The organism is Pseudonocardia hierapolitana, from assembly GCF_007994075.1.
GTDB lineage: Bacteria > Actinomycetota > Actinomycetes > Mycobacteriales > Pseudonocardiaceae > Pseudonocardia > Pseudonocardia hierapolitana.
Genome location: NZ_VIWU01000001.1, coordinates 4181917 through 4201927, shown reverse-complemented (window position 1 = coordinate 4201927; position 20011 = coordinate 4181917). Strand labels below are relative to the sequence as shown.

Annotated in this window: 24 protein-coding genes; 7 read left to right on the top strand and 17 right to left on the bottom strand. The window is 73.3% G+C overall.

Annotated features, from left to right (window positions below):
* Window positions 1-2: 2 nt before the first annotated feature.
* From proC to FHX44_RS19835, 5 genes are read right to left on the bottom strand one after another with little or no spacing between them, the layout of a single operon-like run.
* The gene (proC, locus tag FHX44_RS19855) at window positions 3-809 is read right to left on the bottom strand and encodes a pyrroline-5-carboxylate reductase (RefSeq protein WP_147257168.1); all 807 of its coding nucleotides are present in this window, start codon (window positions 807-809) and stop codon (window positions 3-5) included.
* Window positions 810-832: 23 nt separating this feature from the next.
* Window positions 833-1666, bottom strand: coding sequence for a thioesterase family protein (locus FHX44_RS19850; protein ID WP_246170488.1), 834 nt, complete (start codon window positions 1664-1666; stop codon window positions 833-835).
* A gap of 54 nt (window positions 1667-1720) precedes the next feature.
* On the bottom strand, window positions 1721-2560 hold the full coding sequence (locus FHX44_RS19845; RefSeq protein WP_147257167.1) for a sugar phosphate isomerase/epimerase family protein: 840 nt from the start codon (window positions 2558-2560) through the stop codon (window positions 1721-1723).
* Window positions 2557-4287: a hypothetical protein gene (locus FHX44_RS19840; RefSeq protein WP_147257166.1), complete on the bottom strand. Its 1731-nt coding sequence runs from the start codon at window positions 4285-4287 to the stop codon at window positions 2557-2559. The genes FHX44_RS19845 and FHX44_RS19840 overlap by 4 nt, the downstream gene beginning before the upstream one ends.
* Entirely contained in the window at window positions 4284-5294 is a 1011-nt protein-coding gene (locus FHX44_RS19835; protein WP_147257165.1) for a Ppx/GppA family phosphatase, read from the bottom strand. Before FHX44_RS19835 ends, FHX44_RS19840 begins: the two co-directional genes overlap by 4 nt.
* Before the next feature lie 354 nt (window positions 5295-5648).
* Between FHX44_RS19835 and FHX44_RS19830 the strand changes: the two genes are divergently transcribed.
* Window positions 5649-5828, top strand: coding sequence for a DUF4236 domain-containing protein (locus FHX44_RS19830; RefSeq protein ID WP_147257164.1), 180 nt, complete (start codon window positions 5649-5651; stop codon window positions 5826-5828).
* A gap of 41 nt (window positions 5829-5869) precedes the next feature.
* On the opposite strand, the gene FHX44_RS19825 is transcribed toward FHX44_RS19830, so the two are convergent.
* The 5 genes from FHX44_RS19825 to FHX44_RS19805 all read right to left on the bottom strand — a co-directional run bounded on the left by FHX44_RS19825 (window position 5870) and on the right by FHX44_RS19805 (window position 9970).
* Window positions 5870-6559, bottom strand: coding sequence for a response regulator transcription factor (locus FHX44_RS19825; RefSeq protein ID WP_147257163.1), 690 nt, complete (start codon window positions 6557-6559; stop codon window positions 5870-5872).
* A 13-nt stretch (window positions 6560-6572) separates the two neighbouring features.
* Window positions 6573-7799: a sensor histidine kinase gene (locus FHX44_RS19820; protein WP_147257162.1), complete on the bottom strand. Its 1227-nt coding sequence runs from the start codon at window positions 7797-7799 to the stop codon at window positions 6573-6575.
* 282 nt (window positions 7800-8081) lie between these two features.
* Complete coding sequence (locus FHX44_RS19815; RefSeq protein WP_147257161.1) at window positions 8082-8816, bottom strand: phosphoglyceromutase; 735 nt, start codon at window positions 8814-8816, stop codon at window positions 8082-8084.
* 31 nt (window positions 8817-8847) lie between these two features.
* The gene (locus FHX44_RS19810) at window positions 8848-9450 is read right to left on the bottom strand and encodes a hypothetical protein (RefSeq protein WP_147257160.1); all 603 of its coding nucleotides are present in this window, start codon (window positions 9448-9450) and stop codon (window positions 8848-8850) included.
* A gap of 25 nt (window positions 9451-9475) precedes the next feature.
* Complete coding sequence (locus FHX44_RS19805; protein ID WP_147257159.1) at window positions 9476-9970, bottom strand: MarR family winged helix-turn-helix transcriptional regulator; 495 nt, start codon at window positions 9968-9970, stop codon at window positions 9476-9478.
* Between the two features lie 82 nt (window positions 9971-10052).
* Between FHX44_RS19805 and FHX44_RS19800 the strand changes: the two genes are divergently transcribed.
* On the top strand, window positions 10053-10550 hold the full coding sequence (locus FHX44_RS19800) for a VOC family protein (protein WP_147257158.1): 498 nt from the start codon (window positions 10053-10055) through the stop codon (window positions 10548-10550).
* Here FHX44_RS19800 and FHX44_RS19795 read toward each other — a convergent pair.
* Both FHX44_RS19795 and FHX44_RS19790 read right to left on the bottom strand, forming a co-directional pair.
* A complete protein-coding gene (locus FHX44_RS19795; RefSeq protein WP_147257157.1) occupies window positions 10547-11305 on the bottom strand; it encodes a GntR family transcriptional regulator in 759 nt (252 codons plus the stop codon). The genes FHX44_RS19800 and FHX44_RS19795 overlap by 4 nt on opposite strands.
* A 231-nt stretch (window positions 11306-11536) precedes the next feature.
* On the bottom strand, window positions 11537-11992 hold the full coding sequence (locus FHX44_RS19790) for a MarR family winged helix-turn-helix transcriptional regulator (protein WP_147257156.1): 456 nt from the start codon (window positions 11990-11992) through the stop codon (window positions 11537-11539).
* Window positions 11993-12119: 127 nt separating this feature from the next.
* Here FHX44_RS19790 and FHX44_RS19785 point away from each other — a divergent pair, with 127 nt between their 5' ends.
* Window positions 12120-12509 (top strand): VOC family protein, encoded by a 390-nt coding sequence (locus tag FHX44_RS19785; protein WP_147257155.1) that lies wholly within the window; start codon window positions 12120-12122, stop codon window positions 12507-12509.
* 8 nt (window positions 12510-12517) lie between these two features.
* Here FHX44_RS19785 and FHX44_RS19780 read toward each other — a convergent pair whose 3' ends face one another.
* Window positions 12518-12781 (bottom strand): hypothetical protein, encoded by a 264-nt coding sequence (locus FHX44_RS19780; protein WP_147257154.1) that lies wholly within the window; start codon window positions 12779-12781, stop codon window positions 12518-12520.
* A gap of 182 nt (window positions 12782-12963) precedes the next feature.
* Between FHX44_RS19780 and FHX44_RS19775 the strand changes: the two genes are divergently transcribed.
* Window positions 12964-14091, top strand: a complete 1128-nt coding sequence (locus FHX44_RS19775) for a methyltransferase (protein WP_147257153.1) — start codon at window positions 12964-12966, stop codon at window positions 14089-14091.
* Here FHX44_RS19775 and FHX44_RS19770 read toward each other — a convergent pair.
* A complete protein-coding gene (locus FHX44_RS19770) occupies window positions 14088-14438 on the bottom strand; it encodes a VOC family protein (RefSeq protein ID WP_147257152.1) in 351 nt (116 codons plus the stop codon). The genes FHX44_RS19775 and FHX44_RS19770 overlap by 4 nt on opposite strands.
* Before the next feature lie 79 nt (window positions 14439-14517).
* Here FHX44_RS19770 and aac(3) point away from each other — a divergent pair, with 79 nt between their 5' ends.
* The 3 genes from aac(3) to FHX44_RS19755 all read left to right on the top strand — a co-directional run bounded on the left by aac(3) (window position 14518) and on the right by FHX44_RS19755 (window position 16609).
* Window positions 14518-15324, top strand: coding sequence for an aminoglycoside 3-N-acetyltransferase (aac(3), locus tag FHX44_RS19765; protein WP_246170487.1), 807 nt, complete (start codon window positions 14518-14520; stop codon window positions 15322-15324).
* Between the two features lie 58 nt (window positions 15325-15382).
* Window positions 15383-16003: an FMN-binding negative transcriptional regulator gene (locus FHX44_RS19760; RefSeq protein WP_246170486.1), complete on the top strand. Its 621-nt coding sequence runs from the start codon at window positions 15383-15385 to the stop codon at window positions 16001-16003.
* A 63-nt stretch (window positions 16004-16066) separates the two neighbouring features.
* Window positions 16067-16609 (top strand): dihydrofolate reductase family protein, encoded by a 543-nt coding sequence (locus FHX44_RS19755; RefSeq protein WP_147257150.1) that lies wholly within the window; start codon window positions 16067-16069, stop codon window positions 16607-16609.
* A gap of 108 nt (window positions 16610-16717) precedes the next feature.
* On the opposite strand, the gene FHX44_RS19750 is transcribed toward FHX44_RS19755, so the two are convergent.
* The 3 genes from FHX44_RS19750 to FHX44_RS19740 all read right to left on the bottom strand — a co-directional run bounded on the left by FHX44_RS19750 (window position 16718) and on the right by FHX44_RS19740 (window position 19961).
* A complete protein-coding gene (locus FHX44_RS19750; RefSeq protein ID WP_147257149.1) occupies window positions 16718-18292 on the bottom strand; it encodes a 4-coumarate--CoA ligase family protein in 1575 nt (524 codons plus the stop codon).
* A gap of 392 nt (window positions 18293-18684) precedes the next feature.
* Complete coding sequence (locus tag FHX44_RS19745; RefSeq protein ID WP_147257148.1) at window positions 18685-18879, bottom strand: hypothetical protein; 195 nt, start codon at window positions 18877-18879, stop codon at window positions 18685-18687.
* Window positions 18880-18995: 116 nt separating this feature from the next.
* Window positions 18996-19961: a DUF4349 domain-containing protein gene (locus FHX44_RS19740; RefSeq protein WP_147257147.1), complete on the bottom strand. Its 966-nt coding sequence runs from the start codon at window positions 19959-19961 to the stop codon at window positions 18996-18998.
* Window positions 19962-20011: the final 50 nt, after the last annotated feature.

The following is a 20011-nucleotide window of genomic DNA, read 5'->3' as shown; positions in this document are numbered from 1 at the left end:
CGTCAGTGCGCTGCCTTGCCCAGCTCCACCGACCGGTCGCGCGCCGCTTCGATCGCCGCGATCAGAGCGGCTCGCACGCCGTGCCGCTCGAGCTCGCGGATCGCCGCGATCGTGGTGCCTGCGGGCGAGGTGACCGCCTCGCGCAGGATCACCGGATGGTCGGCGGACTCGCGCAGCATCCGGGCGGCGCCGAACGCCGACTGCACGATGAGGTCGGCGGCGACGGCACGTGGCAGGCCGAGCAGGATCCCCGCGTCGATCATCGCCTCGACGAGGAAGAAGAAGTAGGCCGGCCCGGAACCGGACAGTGCCGTCACCGCGTCCTGCTGCGACTCCGGGACCCGCACCACCCGCCCGACCGAGGCGAGCATCTTCTCCACCTCGGTGAGCTGCTCGTCGGTGGCGTGCGTGCCCGGGGAGATCGCGCTCATCGCCTCGCCCACCAGCATCGGGGTGTTCGGCATCACCCGGACGACGGGGGTGTCGGCCGGGAGGGCGCCCTCGAACAGCGCCGTCGGGAGCCCGGCGCAGAGCGACACGACGAGGGTGCCGGGACGCAGCACGCGGGCGAGCTCGGTGAGGACGGGCGTGATGTCCTGGGGCTTGACGGCCACCACCACGATGTCCGCGCGCTGGGTCGCGGTCGGCACGTCGACCGCCTCGACGCCGAGCCGGGCGGTGAGCTCGGCGGCCCGCTCCGGGTGCCGCTCGGTGAACACGAGATCGGCGGCGGACCACCCACCGGCGAGCAGCCCCGCCAGCAGCGCCTCACCGATCTTCCCCGCTCCGAGCACAGCGATCCGTGTCATGTGGGGGAACGGTAGTCGCCCCGCTATGCATCGAGTGGGGACAGGGCCAGCTGACGGGCCTGGCAGACCAGCCGACCGGCGGCGTCGACCACCGTGACGTCCTCGTCGAACCAGTCGCCTGCCACCGCCTTCGTCCGCGCCTCGATCCGCAGCCAGCCCGGCGCCGGGCGCTCCCGCAGCAACGCCGTGAGCTGCACGGTGGGCGCCCAGCCGATGCGGCCGCCGAGGTTGAACACGGTGGGCGCCATGATGTCCCCGCCGAGCAGGGCGAACAGGACGTCGGTCGGCTCGCCGCGCGGACGCGCCCAGCCGCGCAGCAGCGGTGGCCCTTGCTCGCCCCGGGCGAAGGCGAAGGTCGGGGCGTCGTAGCGCAGCTCGCATGCGTTCGCGATGCCGATGGCGACGCCCTGCTCCCGCGGATCGATCGCGTCCGCGGTCGGCTCCGCAGGCATCTCGGGTAGATCGCTCCACCGCACGCCGTCGTCCGGCAGCCGGCCCGCGGTCACCGTCGCGGCGAGCACGAGCCGGCCGTCCTGGCGCATCCGGACCGCCACGACCGACACCGTGCGGCCGAGCTTGAGCACCTCGGTGTCGAGCTCCACCGGTCCCGGGTCGGGGGCGCGGAGGTAGTCGGCGGCGACGGCGACCGGATCCGGGGTCGCACCCGGCCTCTCGGCGTCGACGCGGGCCAGGCCGGCGCGGGCGAGCAGCACCATCAGCAGGCCGCCGTGCGCCTTGGGGCCGACCGTGAAGAGGGTGCCCAGCTCGGCGCCGAACCGGCCGGCACCGAGTGGGGTCAGCTCGATCGCCTCGCGGAACGGCCGCTCGGTTTCGGTGCTCGCGGTGGAGGGTCGCACGGAACAGTGCGTATCACCGCGGCCCGCCCCTGCGCGCGCCGATGTGATCCGCGTCTACCGGACGGGTACGGGGGCCGGACGGGCCGTGGGCTGCAGGTGCAGCCGGGCGAACAGCAACGACTCGGCGAGCAACGCCGCGCGCTCGGGCCGGGTGCGGCAGCGCCGCGTGCTGACCTCGACGACGACAACGCCGTCGAAGCCGGACGCCGCGAGGCGCTCGCAGACCTCGGCGCACGGCTCACCGCCACGTCCTGGCACGAGGTGCTCGTCGCGCGGGGCACCGCTGCCGTCGGCGAGGTGGACGTGCGTGAGCGCGGTTCCCATCCGGTCCAGCAGGGCGAGCGCGTCGACGGCGGCGGCCGCGGTGTGGGACAGGTCGAGCGTGTAGTGCGCGTGACCGACCTCGGTGGGGTCGAATCCCGGGCTGTAGGGCACGGTGCGCATGCCGGACCGGGTGATCGGGAACATGTTCTCCACGGCGAGCGCGACCCCGGCGTGCTCGCCCGCACGCGCGACCTCGTCGGAGAACTGCGCGGCGTAGCGGCGCTGCCAGCGGAACGGCGGGTGCAGCACGACGGTGCGGCAGTCGAGGGTGGCCGCGGCCGCCACCGAGCGCCGGATCCGGCCGATCGGGTCGGCGCTCCACACCCGTTGCGTGACGGCCAGGCACGGCGCGTGCACCGCCAGCACGGGTATCCCGAAGCGCTCGGCGAGCCGGGCGACCGCGGGGATGTCCTGGCTGATCGGGTCGGTCCAGACCATCAGCTCGACGCCGTCGTACCCGAGCTCGGCGGCGAGCTCGAACGCCACCCGCGCCGACTCGGGGTAGACCGAGGCGGTCGAGAGCGCGACCGGCGGGGCCGGCGACAGCCCGGGCGGCATCTCGGAGGTCATCTCCCGAGCAACACGAGGATGGCCGGGGAGACCGTGAGGAGCAGGCCGACGAGCACAGCGAACAGGGTGGTGCGCAGGTCGCTGCTGCGCAACAGCGCCCGGACGACCACGACGAGGCCGACGGTGACGAGCACCGCCGCGGCCAGCGCCACCACGGGGAGGTCGCGCCAGAGGAAGCGGAACCCGACCCACAGCGCCGCGCCACCGATCGCACCCGCGATCCACTGCGCGATCACCGCGGCCCATGCCGGGCCCCCGGCCGCCTGCTCCTTCTCCTCCGTCTGGGCGGAGCGGCGGCGGACCGGGGCATCGTCGTCGTCCCCACCGGCGAAGATGCCGGTGGGTTCCTCGCCGACGCCCTTGCGGTCGAGCCCTGCCGGGTAGTCGGCCCGGTAGTAGTCGTCGTCCTCGTCGCCGTCGTCGTCGAACGACACCGGCGCCGCGGCCTGGGTGGGCGGCCCGCCGTCGTCACCGCGGCGCATGCCATCGGTGCGGTCGCGGTGCCACGCCTCCGCGCCCGCGGGCGGGGCGCCCACCATCGTGGACGGCCCCTCGTCCGGCTCGAACTCGTCGTCCGGATCCTGGGGACGGCGCCTGCCCTGGGTGCGGTCGCGGTGCCACGCCTCCGCACCGACAGGTGGCGCGCCGACCATCGTGGACGGGCCGCCGTCGTCGTCGGGGTCGTCGGGCTCCGGCTCGGGCCGCCTGCGCGGCTGCTGGATCCGGCTGGTGACGCCCGGATCGGCAGCGGCCGCCCGGCCACCCCGGACGTGCGGCATCTGCTCGGTGGGCACCTGTTCGTCGACCGGCGGGGCGGCGGCCGGGCCGGGGGCGACGTCGGGCTCCGGCGCCTCCCACGACGGCCGCCCCAGGGAACGGAGGTCCCGGGCCCGCGGCTCGCGACCGTTCGGCTCGGGCTCAGCGCCGCGGGGATCCCAGGCGGGTGTCTCCCGCTCCCGCGGCCGGCGGGGCGGTTCGCCCTGGGGCTCCCATGCCGGGGCCGGGTCACGCGACTCCCATGCCGGCGGCGCCTCCCGCTCCTCCGGCGCCCGTCGGGCACGTCGCGGTGGAGCCTCCACGGGCTCCGGGTCGGCGTAGCGGGGCTCGCGTGCCGGGGCGGCGCCCCACTGCTCCTGCAGGGGGCGGGCGTCCCGGCCTGGTGCGTCACGACGCCCGGTGTCCCAGCGGTCCTGGTCGTCCCACTGCCCGCCGTCCCACCGCTCGGACGCCCAGTCGTCGGCCCCCGGCTCGTCGGCGCCCCACGGGTCGGCGGCCCGCGGCTCGACCGCGCGCGGCTCGACCGGCCGCGGATCAACCGGCCGCGGCTCGACCGGCCGCGGCGGCTCTGGTGCCCGCCGCTCCGGGGCCCTGCGCTCAGGTGCCCGCTGCTCGGGCGCCCACTGTTCGGGTGCCCGCTGCTCGGGTGCCCGCTGCTCGGGTGCCCGCTGCTCTGCAGCCCAGTCGGGGTCGCCGCCGGTGCGGCGCCTGCCGCCCGGGTCCCGAGCGATCGGCGGGGGCGCCGGGTCGGGTGCGGCCCGGCGCGGCTCCCGGGGTGGTGCCGATCGCCAGTCCGACGGATCGGCGGCGGGGGCGGCGTACGCCTCCTCGTCCGGCTCGTCGGTTTCCCGGCGACGCCGCCGACGACCGCCGGACACGTTGCCGTCGCCGTGCGCGGCGAGCAGCTCGGCGACTGTGCGCTGGCGTGGGTGGTCGGTCTCGGAGCTCATCCAGTACACCGTGCCTCGTACGTCGTCAAGCGTCCAAGCCGTTCGGGCGCGTCCTGCGCCGAGCGGTCGATCTGGGCCGTCCCATCGAGCGTGTCGAGCCTTCTGAGGATCACTCCCTCCCGCAACGCCCACGGGTAGATCTCGAGCTGCGGAACCCGCAGGGCCCGCATCGCGGCCTCCGCGACGAGCGCGCCGGCGGCGAGTTGGTGGGCCCGGCTCGCGCTGACACCTTCGAGCTCGGCGAGATCACCGGGCGACATGCGGGTGACGAACGCGGCCAGCTGCCTGAGCGCGACGTCGGTGAGTGTGCGCCGCACCCGGGGCCCGGCACCGGAGGGCGCGGCGCCCGCGAGGCGGGCGAGGGAGCGGAACGTCTTCGAGGTGCCGACGGCGAGGTCCGGCGGGTTCGACCGCCGCAGCTCCTTCGCCACCGGGGCCAGCTCGGCGTCGAGGTGCTCGCGCAACGCCTCGATCTCCTTGCGCCCCGGCGGGTCGGTGCGGAAGAAGTCGCGGGTGAGCCGGGCCGCGCCGAGCGGGAGCGACGCCGCGACGGCCGGTTGCTCGTCGATCCCCGTGGCCAGCTCGAGGGAGCCGCCGCCGATGTCGAGCACGAGCAGCCTGCCCGCCGACCACCCGTACCAGCGGCGGACCGCCAGGAAGGTGTAGCGCGCCTCGTCCTCGCCGGGCAGCACCTCCAGCCCGACGCCGGTGCGCTGCCGCACGCGCTCGAGCACGGCGGCCGAGTTGGTGGCATCGCGCAGCGCCGAGGTGGCGAACGCGATCAGGTCCTCGCAGCCCGCGGCCGCGGCGGCCGCACCGCCCCGCTCGACGGCCCTGACGAGCGCGTCGGACCCCGCCGTCGTGAGCGCACCCGTGTCGTCGAGGTGGTCCGTGAGGCGCAGCTGGGTCTTGTCCGACGTCATCGGAGTGGGGTGGGCACCGCGGTGCGCGTCCACCACGAGGAGGTGGACGGTGTTGGAACCGACGTCGAGCACACCGAGGCGCACGACCCCAGGCTACTGCGCGTACGTGACGCTCTTGTGACCTAGCCGGATGTGAGTCGCGACGGACGGGCTCCTACCTGCGGCGATGCATGAGTTGTCCACATGCCCACATAGTTGTCCACAGGCTCGGGTCGATCGCGCCCACAGGGGCGTGCCGTCCGGGAGGATCGCCACATGGACGGGGAGGGCGAGATCGAACGCGCGGTGCGCGAGCAGTCGGTCGAGCACGCGGAGCCGCGCCGGCTCTCGCTCCGCCTCGACGACGACGTCGAGGAGATCCGTGTTGGAGCGGCTTCCCGGAGAGTCCCCCGGCTGAGCGTAGGGGCATTCCGGACGAATCGCGGGCACCCTGGGAGCATGCGCTTCCACCTACGCAAGACGCTGCGCGTCGGCCCCGTCCGCATCCACCTCACCGAGCGCGGAGTCAAGTCGTGGGGGCTGCGGCTCGGGCGGTGGTCGTGGAGCGCGCGCACCCGGCGGCACACCCTCGACACCCCGGGCCCGGGTTACCTGCGCTCCCGCGGACGGCACCACTAGCAACCGCATTCTCGATCCGCGGCCGCGGCTGTCCCTGCTGCCTACGCCTCGAACTTGTAGCCGAGCCCGCGCACCGTCACCAGGTGGCGCGGGGCGGACGGGTCGGCCTCGACCTTCGAGCGCAGCCGCTTGACGTGCACGTCGAGGGTCTTCGTGTCGCCCACGTAGTCGGCGCCCCACACGCGGTCGATCAGCTGCCCGCGGGTGAGCACGCGGCCGACGTTGCGCAGGAGGTACTCGAGGAGGTCGAACTCCTTCAGCGGCAGCGCCACGTCCGCGCCGTTGACCGACACGACGTGCCGCTCGACGTCCATCCGGACGGGGCCTGCCTCGAGCACGCCGGGCTGGCCGTCGTTCTCGGCACCCGCCTCGCCGCCGCGCCGCAGCACCGCGCGGACGCGCGCGATCAGCTCGCGGGCCGAGTACGGCTTCGTCACGTAGTCGTCGGCGCCCAGCTCGAGGCCGACCACCTTGTCGATCTCGCTGTCCCGGGCCGTCACCATGATCACCGGGACGGCGGAGCGGGTGCGGAGGGCCTTGCAGACGTCGGTGCCGCTCATGCCGGGGAGCATGAGGTCGAGCAGCACGATGTCGGCACCGTTGCGGTCGAACTCCTCGAGCGCGTCCTGCCCGGTGGCGGCGACGGCCGTGGTGAAGCCCTCCTTGCGGAGCAGGAACGCGAGCGGGTCTGCGAAGGACTCCTCGTCCTCGACGATGAGCACCCTTGTCATGGATCTCCTCACCTCACCCGACGCGGTCGGGCACATCGACGGGCCGGCTCGTGGGGTCGGCGAGCCCGTGGTCGGGTACTGCGTCGGGCCCGGCATCGGACCCGCTGGACTCGGTCTCGGGTTCGACGTGCACGGGCAGGCGCATCGTGAACGTCGACCCGGTGCCGGGGCTGCTCCACAGCCGCACCTCGCCGCCGTGGTTGGCGAGCACGTGCTTGACGATCGCCAGGCCGAGGCCGGTGCCGCCGGTGGCGCGCGACCGGGCGGGGTCGACGCGGAAGAACCGTTCGAAGACGCGCTTCTGGTGCTCGGGCGCGATGCCGATGCCGCGGTCGGTGACGGCGATCTCGACCCAGTGCCCGCATCGCCGGCGCGACACCGAGACCGCCGAGTCGGCGGGCGAGTACGCGATGGCGTTCTCGACCAGGTTGGACAGGGCCGTGACCAGCAACGTCAGGTCGCCTTCGACCTCGAGGCCGGTCGGCCGGTCGACGATGATCTCGATGCCGGCCGCCTCGGCGGACAGCCGCGAGCGGGCGAGCGCCTCCTGCACGACCTCGTCGACGTCCACGACCTGCAGCTCCGGCAGCCGCTCAGCGCCGGTGAGCCGGGACAGCGCGATCAGCTCGGTGACGAGGTTGCCCAGCCGGTTGGCCTCGTTGAGGATCTTCGTGCCGAACCGGCGCACCTCGACGGGGTCGTCGACCGCGTCGAGCACGGCCTCGGCGAGCAACCCGATGGCCCCCACCGGTGTCTTCAGCTCGTGGCTGACGTTCGCCACGAAGTCGCGCCGGGTGGCCTCCAGCCGCACCGCCTCGGACGTGTCGGCCGCCTCGACCATGCTGAAGCCGCCGCCCAGCGGGCGCACGTGGGCCAGCACGGCCGCGGGCTGGCGGCCGCGGTGGTCGAGCGGGGAGAGGTCGACGTCCACGGTGGTGCCCGAGTGGAGCACGTGCTGGCTCGCGGTGGCGGCACGCGCATCGGGGAGGTCGCCGCGCACCACGCCGAGCTCGGCGGCGCGCGGGTTGTGCAGCACGACGTCGCCGCTGCGGTCGAGCACGGCGAGGCCCTCGTCCGTGGATCGGAACACCCGTTCCAGCAGGTCGGCGACGGTCGGGTCGGGCACCGGCGCGACCGGCACGGGGATGGGCTCCTCGCGCCGGCGCCCCCGACGGAGCCCGAGCAGCAGGCCGAGCACCAGCGCACCCGCCGCGATCGCCACGCAGAGCAGCGCGTCCACGAGCGCATGGTAGGCAGGCCGACCACGGGTGAGGCCAGCTCAGAAGGCCCGTCGTGACGTGCCTGACGTCGTAGAACGGCTAAATTCCCCGTCCGTTCACGCCCAGTTCACCCAAGCGGGCGATCCGGCGGCGCGGCGCCCATGCCGACGGCGTGCTCGATCGCCGGACTCACCGGGTCCGGACGTCGGACTCGCGTGCCCTCGGGCGAGTCCGACGTCTCGGCGCGCCGGGTCGGGCGTCCGAGCACGCGGTGCCCGGGTGTCGGTGGACGACGGTGCGGGTCAGCGCCCCTGCGCGGCCACTGCCGCCGCCGCCGCGACCGCGGCATCCGGGTCGAGGTACTGCCCGCCCGGCTCCGTCGGACGCAGCTCGTCGTCCAGCTCGTAGCGCAGCGGGATGCCGGTGGGGATGTTCAGGCCGACGATGTCCTCGTCGGAGATCCCGTCGAGGTGCTTCACCAGCGCCCGCAGCGAGTTGCCGTGCGCGGCCAGCAGCACGACCTTCCCGGCGCGCAGGTCGGGCACGACCGCCGACTCCCAGTAGGGCAGGAACCGCTTGACGACGTCGGCGAGGCACTCCGTGCGCGGGACCTCGCCGGCGGCGTACCGGGGGTCGCCCTCCTGGTCGTACTCGGAACCCGCCTCGATGGGCGGCGGCGGCACGTCGTACGAGCGGCGCCACTCCATGAACTGCGCCTCGCCGAACTCCTCGAGCGTCTGCTTCTTGTCCTTGCCCTGCAGCGCGCCGTAGTGCCGCTCGTTGAGCCGCCAGTCCCGCCGCACCGGGATCCAGTGCCGGTCGCACGCGTCCAGGGCGATGTTCGCGGTGGAGATCGCCCGCCGCAGCAGCGACGTGTGCACGACGTCGGGCAGCAGCCCCACCTCGCGCATCAGCTCGCCCCCGCGGCGGGCCTCCTGCTCCCCCGTCTCGGAGAGCGGCACGTCCACCCATCCGGTGAACAGGTTCTCCGCGTTCCACACGCTCTGCCCGTGTCGCAGCAGCACCAGTGTTCCCATGCGCGCAACTCTGCCAGGCCTGCGGAACCTGTCAGGTGGCCACCGTCAGGCTGCGCAGTGATGTCTCGAACACGTTCCCGTACCCGTCCCACGTGTCGGCGAGTGCCGTGCCGGTGACCACGACGGTCTCGGCCCCGCCGTGGAGCGCCACCACTTGCAGGTTGCGCAGCTCGAGGCCGCTGTCGGGGTCCTGGTAGGTGCCGCCGAGCAGGTGCGCGGGCGACCCGTCGGGAAGGGTGACCGGCTCGTCGGCGGTGGGCACGTAGTCCGCGAGCGCCCGCACCTCCCGCCGGGCCCCGGTGACGATGCCGGGCAGGTCGGTGCGGGCGGGCACGACGATCACGTTGATGTTGGCGCGGAACCGTCCACCGGGCGACGCCGACACCTGCGGGTCGCTGAAGATCACGGCGGTGCTCTCCGCTCCACTCGTGTCCACCGTCCAGCCCGGTGGCGGGACGACGTCGAAGCGGCTCAGCGCGTCGCGGAACGAGGCTCCGGGCGGGCGCGGGGACGGGGCCGGGCGGACGAGCGCCGCGGGGTCGGCCGCCGGGGAGCCGGGCACCGCGACGGTGCACCCGGCCGCGCTCGCCGCCGCGACCAGCGCGAGAGCGATGACGATCGTCCGGATGCCCATGCCGCCTCCTCGAGAGGCCTCCGGGTCAGCCTGGCAGGACGCCGCGCGCGTCGCCGCCGGGAACACCCAACCCGCTGAGCACCGCTCGGGTGATCTCGCGCAGCTGCCCGACCTGCTCGGGGGTGAGCCGGTCGAACAGGTGACGCCGGACGCTGCAGACATGGCCGGGCGCCGCGGCCGCGAGCGCGGCGAAACCTTCCTCGGTGAGCTGCGCGAACGTGCTGCGCCGATCCTCGGAGCACGGCTTGCGCCGCACCCACCCCTTGCGCTCCAGCCGCGCGACGGCGTGCGAGAGGCGGCTCTGCGAGCTCTGGGTCATGGCGGCGAGCTCGCTCATGCGCAGGCTGCGGTCCGGCACGTCGGACAGCATCGCCAGGATCAGGTAGTAGGCAAGAGGCATCCCCGCGTCGCGCTGCAGCTGGCGGTCCAGCGCACCATCCAGGAGTGTGGTGGCCGCGACGTAGGAGAGCCACGTCTCCAGCTCGTCGGGCTCCAGCCACCGGGTCTCGTCACCGCTCACGGCCCAAGGATAGCTCCTGAAACTTGAACATTCATGAGTTGATGGCTACTATCAGGTTGAGCTCTCAACCACTGGAGGAGCCATGCCGGTCCAGCGGCTCAACCACGCCGTGCTCTACGTGCGCGACCTCGACCGCAGCGTCGCGTTCTACACCGAGGCGCTGGGGTTCCGGGTCGTCAACCAGATCCAGGGCCGCGCCGCGTTCCTGCAGGCCGAAGGCTCCACGAACGACCACGACCTGGGTCTGTTCGCCATCGGCGCGGCCGCGGGCGACTCCGCCGCGGGCCGGTCGACGGTGGGCCTCTACCACCTGGCGTGGGAGGTCGACACGCTCGCCGAGCTGCAACGGCTCGCGGGCGTCCTGCGCGAGAAGGGCTCGCTCGTCGGCGCGTCCGACCACGGCACCACGAAGGCGCTCTACGCCCACGACCCGGACGGCCTCGAGTTCGAGGTGTCCTGGCTGGTGCCGGCCGACCGGCTCGGGCCCGACGTCACGATGAAGACCGTTCCGCTCGACCTCGACGCGGCCATCGCGGAGTACGGCGCACAGACCCGCGGCGGCGTCGGCGTCTCCGTCTAGGCGGAGATGTCCATCCGGTAGCCCTCGCGGTTGGAGAACCGGGCCGTGACGCTGAAGCGGTCGGCCCGCACCAGCGTCTGGCGCCACTCGACGGGCCGATCGCCCGCGCAGCCCAGCCGGTCGATCGCGAACGCCGCGACGCCGTCGGGGATGGCCAGCAGGTCGCGCTCGCCGGGACCGGGCACGACGGCCCGCACCCGCTCGCTCCCGCCGGTGACGTGCACCCCGCACCGCGACGCGTAGACGGTGTAGAGCGCGGTGCGCCCGAAGTCGACGTCGAGCAGCGGGGCGGCCAGCCGCTCCGGCAGCCAGACCCGGTCGACGGCGAGCGGCTCCGAGTCGGCGAGCCGCAACCGCTCGAGGTGCACCAGCGGCGTCGACTCCTCGAGCCCGAGGCGGGCCGCCACCACCCCGTCGGCGCGCACGTCGAGGGTGCGCACCACGCTGCGCTGGACGCGGCCGGTGGCCTCCACCGCCGAGAACAGGCTGAAGACCTCCCCGAGCGGCTGTTCGATCTCGGTGGGCTCGGCGCGGCGCGGGGTGCGCCCACGGCCGGCGATGACCAGGCCCTCCTCGCGCAGCCTGCGCACCGCCTCACGCACGGTGTGGCGGCTCACGCCGTACTCGCCGACGAGGGCCAGCTCCCCCGGGAAGCTGGCGGCGAACTCGTCCTGGTCGAGGCGTCGGCGCAGGTCGGCGAGAAGCTGTGCCCAGAGCGGCTCGCCTGCGAGTCGGTCGAGCGTGGCGGCGGTCATCGGAGGAGAACTCCCCATCGGTCCGGTGCGGCGTGGACGCATGTGGCCTGCCGCGGACCGCGGGAGCGGCGTCAGCAGGCCGGGTGCGGGCGACACCGGCGGTCGTCGACCGAGAGCTGGTCGGCCCCGATCAGGCAGACGCAGAACGCGCGCCGCTGCGGGACGAGCTCACCGACCATGTGGCCAGTGCACCAGAGCAGCACCGAACGGGCAACGTGGTGTGGCCTACTCCTACCCTGCGGCCGCCGCGCGCAGGCGTTCGGACAGCAGGCGGAGCGTCTCGCGCAGCTCGCGGATCTCGCCACGGCCGAGGCCGGTGGCGGCGCCGACGTTCACCTGCGTCTCCGCGACGCGCGTCTCCAGCCCGCGGCCTGCCTCGGTGAGCGAGACCAGCACCGACCTCTCGTCCCCGGCCTGGCGGGCGCGCGTGATCAGCCCGGCGGCCTCCAGCCGCTTCAGCAGCGGGGAGAGGGTGCCCGTCTCCAGCTGCAGCGCCTTGCCGATTGCGGTGACGGTGGACTCGCCCCGCTCCCACAGCACGAGCAGCACGAGGTACTGGGGGTAGGTGAGGTCGAGGGCGTCGAGCATGGGCCGGTAGCAGCTCGTCATCGCCCGCGACGCGGCGTAGAGGGCGAAGCACAGCTGCTCGTCGAGCGGGGTCGACCGCACCGGTCCTGCCTGCGCCATCCGCACACCGTAGGACTCCTGACGGCAACAGCTCCAGCCGCACGAGCGGGTGAGCGGGGCGCCACCGCGCCGGCACCGACGACGAAATCCGGTGCGGGCTGCGGCCGCATGACGGGATGCTGGCCGGATGGGCACGCTCGGGGACGTGGTTTTCGACTGCCGGCATCCGGCCTCGCTCGCGCGGTTCTGGGCGGCCGCGTTGGACGGCTACCGGGTCGCCCCGTACGACGAGGCGGAGCTGGCGCGGCTGCGGTCGATGGGCGTCGAGGACCCGGAGGACGACCCGTCGGTGCTGGTCGAGCCCCCCACGGGCGGCGGGCCGCGGCTGTGGTTCACGCGGGTGCCGGAGCCGAAGACCGTGAAGAACCGGGTGCACCTGGACCTGTTCGCCGCGGACGTCGCCGCCGAGGCGGAGCGCCTGGTCGGGCTGGGCGCCCGCGTGCTCGCGGAGGTCGAGGACTGGGTGGTGCTGGCCGACCCGGAAGACGGCGAGTTCTGCGTCCACCCGGCGCGCTGACCGGCGGGCTACCCGGACAGGCGGGATCCGGGTCCGGCCAGGATCTCGCGGATCTCCACGGTGTCCTCGTCGGCGTACCGGTCGAGCGTGGCCGCGATGTCGAGCAGGTCGGCGTGGCTGGAGTACTCGCCCAGTTCGGCGACGAGCCGGTCGTCGTGCCCGTTCCACGCGCGGCCGAGCGACCGCACCGTCACCGAGATCGAGATCCGCGCCGACACGCGCACCCGCTCCGACCGGAACGACGCGCGCGACGCCACACTGAACCGGGCCATGCCTCACTGTGCGCCCGGTCACATGGCGGCACAAGCGGTAGGGTGACCTGGTGATCGCCGGAAGGGTGAGGTGGCGCGGACCGTCCGTCTGACGGCCCTGCCCACCCACATGCGGAGCCGTCTTCGGACGGTTGCTCGGCGTACCGGCCGGAGACCGCTCCCGGAACCCCGGGACCACTCCAGTGCATTCGTCCTCCGTTTCGTGGCGGGATGGCGGCGTCCTGCGGCAAGCCCGCTGGCTCACCGCCGATGCCCGCCGCCCACCCACCACCGTTCAGGTCGTCGGTGACGGCCTGTCCGCCGACCGCGCCTGCCGGCTCGCCACCGGCGGCGCCGGCCTGCTGTGGCGCGGCGACTACCACAACGCACGCGCGCTGCTCGACGCCATGGCGCGCCGGATCGACCGGTCCGCCGGCCGGCGCAGGCCGCTGCCGCCCGCCGGGGAGTTCCACCGCCTGCGCCAGCACCGCGCCCGCCGCGCCCGGCTGCTGGGAGCCGTCCTCGTCGAGCTGGGCGCCGGCCACCGGCTCGACCTCGGGCGGGCACCGGACGTGGCCGCCGCGTGCCGGGAGGTCTACGGGCCGTCCGACGCGACCGCGGTGCTCGCACTGCGCGAGCTGATCGGTGTGCTGGGCGCCCACGAGTGGCGCCGCACGGGGATCCCGATCCCCGCGCTCGGTGCGCGCATCCACCCGCACCACGGCGTCTTCGCGCCCACGCGCACCGACTACGTCGACCTCGTCGCACAGGCTCCGCTCCCTCCGGTGCGGACGGCGTTCGACGTCGGCACCGGCACCGGCGTGCTCGCCGCACTCCTGCTGCACCGGGGCGTGCCTGCGGTCGTGGCCACCGACGTGGAACCGCGCGCGGTCACCTGCGCGCGGGAGAACCTGCACCGCCTCGGGTTCGCCGGACGGTCGCGGGTGCTGCAGCGCAACCTGTTCCCGCCGGGTCGCGCGGACCTGGTGGTCTGCAACCCACCGTGGATCCCGGGCTCCCCGACGTCGCCGCTGGAGGCCGGGATCTACGACCGGAACGGCACTGTGCTCTCCGCGTTCGTCCGCGGGCTGCCCGACCACCTCACGCAGCGGGGCGAGGCCTGGCTCGTCGTGTCGGACCTGCCGGAGTTGCTCGGCCTGCGCGACCCCGCAGCGCTGCCGGCCCTCGTCTCGGCAGCCGGACTGGTGGTACTCGGCCGCCTCACCGCACCGCCGACGACCCGGGGCCTGCCCTACGACGACCCGCTCGCCCGGCTGCGCGGCCAGGAGACGATCACGCTGTGGCGGCTCGGCCGGGACTGGGAGTGCTAGTCCGAGACGAAGCAGAACTCGTTGCCGTCCGGGTCGGTGAGCACGTGGAAGCGCCCGCTCTCGTCGACGACGAGACCGCCGACGGGCGTCGCCCCCAGCTCGGTCGCCCGCGCGACGGCCGCGGGGATCTCCCCCGGGTCGACCTCGAGGTCGAGGTGCAGCCGGTTCTTGCCCGCCTTCGCCTCCGGCACCAGCTGGAACGTCAACGCGGGGAAGCCGGGTGGCACGACGTAGGCCCACCCGTCGGGCCGGTCCACCGGCTCGCCGCCGAGCAGCGCGGCCCAGAAGCGGACGAGGCGCGCCGGTTCCCGGCTGTCGATCACGATCTGCTGCAGGCGGATGCGCATCCCGGAACCGTACGGATCCGCGTCCGCCAGGGGCGTAAACCGACTCCGTTCGACGAGACCGCGCACTAGGGTCGCTCCGGTGGCGGAGCGCTTTCTCACGCGTGCGGATCTCCGGGCGGATCTCCAGGAGCTGGGGCTGCGGCCGGGCGATGCGGTTCTGGCACACGGTGCCCTGAGCAAGGTGGGGCGGCTGCTGAACGGCCCGGACGCCGTCATCGGGGCGCTGCTCGACGCGGTGTCGCCCGGCGGCACCGTCCTCGCCTACACCGACTGGGACGCGCTCTACGACGAACTGCTGGACGCCGACGGCCGCGTGCCGGACCGGTGGCGTCCGCACATCCCGCCGTTCGACCCGCGCGCGTCGCGGTCAGCCCGTGACAACGGGGCGCTGCCCGAGTTCCTGCGCACGACGCCGGGCGCGCTGCGCAGCGGCAACCCTGGGGCGTCCGTCGCGGCGCTGGGTGCGCGCGCCGAGTGGTTCACCGCCGATCACCCGCTCGACTACGGCTACGGCCCCGGCTCGCCACTGGCCAAGCTGGTGGAGGCGGGCGGCAAGGTCGTGATGATCGGCGCGCCGCCGGACACCATGACCCTGCTGCACCACGCCGAGCACCTCGCCGACCTCCCGGGCAAGAGGGTGCTCCGCTACGAGGTGCCGCTCGCGACCGGCAACGGCGTCGAGTGGCGCACCGTGGAGGAGTTCGACACCTGCGACCCGGTCGTCGACGGGTTCGCCGAGGACTACTTCGCCGAGATCGTGCGGGACTTCCTCGCGAGCGGGCGGGGCGCGCGCGGCCGGGTCGGCGAGGCCGACAGCATCCTCGTGGACGCGCCTGCGGTCTGTTCGTTCGCCGTCAGGTGGATGGAGAAGCACTGCCCCCGCTGATTGGCATCTTGCTTCCACGCCGGATTGGCCATCGAAGAAGTCCACCCAGCGTCGGAGGATGCAGGGCGTGTACGTGCCCGCCCAGTTCGCCCCCGACGAAGCCGACGTGCAGCGCCTGCTCGCCCACCATCGCGCCGCAGACCTGATCACCACAGGCCCGGACGGGCTCGAAGCCACGATGCTGCCCCTCCTCCACGACCCGGAGCAGGGCACGCTGCTCGGCCACTTCGCGCGCAACAACGACCACTGGAAGCGGGCCGACGGCCGGCCCTGCCTGGTGATCGTCCGCGGACCCGACTCCTACATCAGCCCGACCTGGTACGCGTCGAAGGCCGAGCACGGGCGGGTCGTCCCGACGTGGAACTACGTGACCGCGCACGTCCACGGGCACGTGACCGTCCACGACGACGTCGACTGGCTGGATTCGCTCGTGCGGCGGCTCACCGACGCGCACGAAGCCGACCGGCCGGCACCGTGGGGCGTCGACGACGCCCCCGAGAAGTTCGTCCGGGGTCAGCTGCGCGCGATCGTCGGGGTCGAGGTGCGCATCGAGCGCATCGACGCGAAGTTCAAGCTCAGCCAGAACCGGCCCGGCGCCGACATCGACGGCGTCGTCGCGGGTCTGCGCTCGGTGGGGGACGCCGCCGGATCCGAGGCGGTCGCGGCACACCGGCCCTGACCGGTCCGCGGATCTTTCCGCCGACCCCGATGAGTTCGTGGCTTGCGCCGGGTCATCACCGGCATGGGCGATTCGGATGCCGGCCTGGGCAAGGTCGTTGTGAACAGGGCGATGTCGCTGGACGGCTTCATCGCAGGCCCCGACGACGCGATGGACTGGGTCGTGGAGTACGACAAGAAGTACTCGTTTCCCGAGGTCATGTCGGCCACCGGCGCCATGCTCGTCGGCCGGGGCACCTACGAGGTCGCCAAGCGGATGTCCGACGAGGACACCGACTACGACGGGGGGCCGGTGTTCGTCCTGACGCACCAGCCGCCGGACGAGCCGGAGCAAGGGGTCACATTTCTCACCTGCGATCTCGCGGAGGCCATCGCCACGGCGCGCGCCGCCGCCCGCGGGAAGAACCTGGAGATCCTCGGTGCCGACCTCGCCAGCCAGTGCCTGCGGCGAGGGCTCGTCGACGAGGTACTGGTGTATGTCCTGCCGGTGCTGGTCGGCGACGGCGTGCGCTTCTCGACCTCGGGCCTCGGCAGGATCGACCTGGAACCGTTCAGCAACACGCAGTCGGGTCCCGTGACGATGCTCCGCTTCCGCGTGCGGAAGTAGGCGGCCCAGCACCGAGGCGGCGTGTGACCCGCCGGCGTCCGGTCGCCCCGGGACGCCGGCGAGCACCGCTCCCGCTGGTCAGCGTGACATCAGGGCCGTCCGGACGGATCAGCTCGTCGCGGCTTCCCTGGCGCGCAGGTCCTTGCGAAGGATCTTGCCCGACGCCGACTTCGGGATCTGGTCGATGAACTCGACCACCCGCACCTTCTTGTGCGGGGCGATCCGCTCCGCCACGAACGCCATCACGTCGTCGGCGGTGAGGTCGGCTGCGTTCTCCTGGCGCACCACGAACGCCTTCGGCACCTCCTCGCCCTCGGCGTCACGCACCCCGATGACCGCGGCGTCGGCGATCTTGTCGTGGGTCAGGAGCAGGGCCTCGAGCTCGGCGGGCGGCACCTGGTAGCCCTTGTACTTGATCAGCTCCTTGACCCGGTCGACGATCGTGAACACGCCGTCCTCGGTGACCGTGGCGACGTCTCCGGTGTGCAGGTAGCCCTCGTCGTCGAGCGTGATGGCGGTGGCCTCGGCGTTGTTGAGGTACCCGGACATGACGTTCGGGCCCTTGACCCACAGCTCGCCGCGTTCGCCGGGCCCGACCTCCTCGCCGGTCTCCGGGTCCACGAGCTTGGACACGACGTTCGGGATGGCGAACCCGCAGCTGTTGAGGTCCAGGTCGGGGCGGTCGTCCGGCATGCAGTGGCTCACCGGGGAGAGCTCGGTCATCCCGTAGCCCTGCAGCACCGTGCAGCCGAGGCGCTTGGCGACGGCGTGCCCGAGCTCGGCGTCGAGCGGGGCGGCACCCGAGAAGATCACGTCGATGCAGGTGAGGTCGTACTGGTCGACGATCGGGTGCTTGGCCAACGCGACTGCGACCGGCGGCGCGATGTACACCCGCCCCACCCGGTACTCGGAGATGATCCGGAGGAACTCCTGCAGGTCGAAGCGCGGCATGGTGACGACCGTGGAGCGCTTGTGCAGGCCCTGGTTCATCATCACCGTCATGCCGTAGATGTGGAAGAACGGCAGCACGGCGAGGATCTTGGTGTCGTTGGTGACGTCGCCCATCACGGAGATCTGCTGGAGGTTCGCCACGAGGTTGCGGTGGGTGAGGATCACGCCCTTGGCCCGCCCGGTGGTGCCGGACGAGTAGGGCAGCACGGCGGTGTCGGCCGCCGTCACGGTCTGGGCCGGCGGCTGTGCGGTGGTGGCGAGCAGGTCGCGCAGGCTCGTGTGGCCCTCGGCCCCGTCGAGGACGATGACCGCGTCGTTCGACAGACCGACCTCCGCGGCCGCCGCTCGGGCACGGTCGAGGAACGGCGACACGGTGAACAGCAGCTTCGCGCCCGAGTCCGATAGCTGGTGGGCGAGCTCGCCGGGGGTGTAGAGCGAGTTGACGCTCGTGACGATGGCGTTCGCACGGAGGATGCCGTGGAAGACGGCCACGTAGTGCGGGGTGTTCGGGGCGAACAGCGCCACGACGTCGCCCGCTCCGATCCCGCGTTCCGCCAGTGCCGCTGCGATCTTGCCGACCATGCCCTCCAGCTCGGCGAAGGTGATCGTCGCCCCGGATGAACCGTCGATCAGCGCCGGCGCTCCTGCCTTCTCACCGAAGTCGGTGAAGAGGAAGTCGAAGAGCGACACGTCGGGGATCTCGACGTCCGGATAGGGGCTGCGGACGGGCATGCGGACGCTCCTTTGCGGGTGGCAGTAGCGGGACTCTACCCATCAGTAGGGCGCAATGGTCCAGACCGCATAGTGGCTCCGACCGGCGGCTTTCACCTGAATGGCCTAGCTCGGAAGGGTTGTCTTGATCGTCAGCGCCTGCCAGGGTGAGCGCGCTGGCCCTGGCGAGCCCCACTCGCCCGGCCGGACCGGAGCGGCGTCCCCTCGCCGTCCCGGTTGCCACCGGCGTGCGGTGCCCCCGATCGCACGGTCGAAGTGGCGGTTCCAGCGGAGTGGCCCGAGTTCATGACTCCCCCTCAGATCCCGGGCCGCTCCGCCCTATCCGGGGAAGATTCCCGATGAGCGGCAACGGGTGGCTCTGAGACGGACTTCCGGTAGCGCCGCGGGCCGGCTCAGTCCTCGTGGCTCTCCGGCCGGGTCTCGGAGGTGCCTCCGAAACCCGGTGCGAGGTCGGCGGGATCCGGGCTGTCCGGTTCGGCTTCCGGTCCGCCCTCCGGCGGATCCGGCTGCACGATGCCGGCCGGGTTCGGTGTGACCTCACTCGTGTCGGTACCGGGAGGAACGCTCGACTCCTGCTCCTCGGTCATCACGTCGACCTCGCCATCTCGCTGTGCGGCCTTCGCTGGGCGGCTGCCCACCCACGAACCGGTCCAAACGCACGCGAGGTGAAATGTCAGTGCACGTCGGCACAGCGGGTACCTCCTCAGGACTCCCCATCGGATCCCGGGCCGCTCCGCCCACCCGCTCCAGCCGTGGCAGCCGTACGCCGTGTCCGGACGATCCGGCGGCCGAGCAGCGCGAAACCGGCCAGCACCGCGATCACCGGCAGGAACGGCAGCACGAACCCCACCACCGCGGCCGCCGCCGAGCCGATGGCGCGCAACCCCTCCCATCCTGCGGCGAGGCCGTCGAGGAAACCGGGTGCCGGTTGCGTCTCCGGCGGTGTGGCGGCGCCCGGGCCGCGCAGGTCCACGGTCAGCGTCGACAGCGCCACCTGGTCCCGCAGTGCCGCGAGCCTGCGCGTGAGGGAGTCGAGCTCGGACTCCCGCCGGGCGAGCTCCGACTCGATCGCCACCACGTCGCCGATCGACGTCGCCTCGGCGAGCAGCCCGCGGACCCGCGCCACGCTCGCGGTCTGGGTCGCCACCCTCGCGTCGAGGTCCACGACCTCCTCCGTGGCGTCGAGCACCTGGCTGCTGCGGGCCGTCACGCGTCCGTACCCGGCGATCTCGTCGAGTAGCCGATCGAGAGCGTCGGCGGGTACCCGCAGCACCAGCCAGCTGCCGTTGTCCCCCGACTGCTCCTCCGTGACGAACCCGCCGACGCTCGCGGCGGCCGTGCGGACCTGGCGAACCGCGGCGACCGGGTCGCCCACGTCGACCGTCAGCTGCGCGGTACGCACCAGCTCGCGCTGCACGCCCCCGATCGGGACGCCCGGGGGCTGCGCGCCTTTCCCACCGGCCTGCGGGGCCGCCAGGTCGGTGTCCCCGCGCTCCTGCGCCGCGGATCCCGCACCGATCGCGGGGACCGGACGCGACGGGGAGACGGCCGTGACGTCGCTTCCGCCGCCGCTGTCTGCGCCCTGCACGATCGCAACCGCAGCCATCAGCACCGCGAGCACGACCCCCGACCCGACCAGCACCGCCCGACGCCTGAGCTTCGTCCGCACCACCGCCACCGCCTCCTCGTCCTGATCCCGCAGTCAGGACGGAGGGCAGG

Excerpts from the sequence above, each read along its gene's own strand:
- FHX44_RS19780 (WP_147257154.1), bottom strand. The coding sequence starts at position 12,781 with ATGGCCCGGTTCAGTGTGGCGTCGCGCGCGTCGTTCCGGTCGGAGCGG.
- FHX44_RS19810 (WP_147257160.1), bottom strand. The coding sequence starts at position 9,450 with ATGGGCATCCGGACGATCGTCATCGCTCTCGCGCTGGTCGCGGCGGCG.
- FHX44_RS19790 (WP_147257156.1), bottom strand. The coding sequence starts at position 11,992 with ATGGCGCAGGCAGGACCGGTGCGGTCGACCCCGCTCGACGAGCAGCTG.
- FHX44_RS19770 (WP_147257152.1), bottom strand. The coding sequence starts at position 14,438 with ATGCGCATCCGCCTGCAGCAGATCGTGATCGACAGCCGGGAACCGGCG.
- FHX44_RS19745 (WP_147257148.1), bottom strand. The coding sequence starts at position 18,879 with ATGACCGAGGAGCAGGAGTCGAGCGTTCCTCCCGGTACCGACACGAGT.
- FHX44_RS19795 (WP_147257157.1), bottom strand. The coding sequence starts at position 11,305 with ATGACCGCCGCCACGCTCGACCGACTCGCAGGCGAGCCGCTCTGGGCA.
- FHX44_RS19760 (WP_246170486.1), top strand. The coding sequence starts at position 15,383 with ATGCAGGGCGTGTACGTGCCCGCCCAGTTCGCCCCCGACGAAGCCGAC.
- FHX44_RS19800 (WP_147257158.1), top strand. The coding sequence starts at position 10,053 with ATGCCGGTCCAGCGGCTCAACCACGCCGTGCTCTACGTGCGCGACCTC.
- FHX44_RS19830 (WP_147257164.1), top strand. The coding sequence starts at position 5,649 with ATGCGCTTCCACCTACGCAAGACGCTGCGCGTCGGCCCCGTCCGCATC.
- FHX44_RS19825 (WP_147257163.1), bottom strand. The coding sequence starts at position 6,559 with ATGACAAGGGTGCTCATCGTCGAGGACGAGGAGTCCTTCGCAGACCCG.
- FHX44_RS19845 (WP_147257167.1), bottom strand. The coding sequence starts at position 2,560 with ATGACCTCCGAGATGCCGCCCGGGCTGTCGCCGGCCCCGCCGGTCGCG.
- FHX44_RS19840 (WP_147257166.1), bottom strand. The coding sequence starts at position 4,287 with ATGAGCTCCGAGACCGACCACCCACGCCAGCGCACAGTCGCCGAGCTG.
- FHX44_RS19755 (WP_147257150.1), top strand. The coding sequence starts at position 16,067 with ATGGGCGATTCGGATGCCGGCCTGGGCAAGGTCGTTGTGAACAGGGCG.
- FHX44_RS19750 (WP_147257149.1), bottom strand. The coding sequence starts at position 18,292 with ATGCCCGTCCGCAGCCCCTATCCGGACGTCGAGATCCCCGACGTGTCG.
- FHX44_RS19785 (WP_147257155.1), top strand. The coding sequence starts at position 12,120 with ATGGGCACGCTCGGGGACGTGGTTTTCGACTGCCGGCATCCGGCCTCG.
- FHX44_RS19815 (WP_147257161.1), bottom strand. The coding sequence starts at position 8,816 with ATGGGAACACTGGTGCTGCTGCGACACGGGCAGAGCGTGTGGAACGCG.
- proC (WP_147257168.1), bottom strand. The coding sequence starts at position 809 with ATGACACGGATCGCTGTGCTCGGAGCGGGGAAGATCGGTGAGGCGCTG.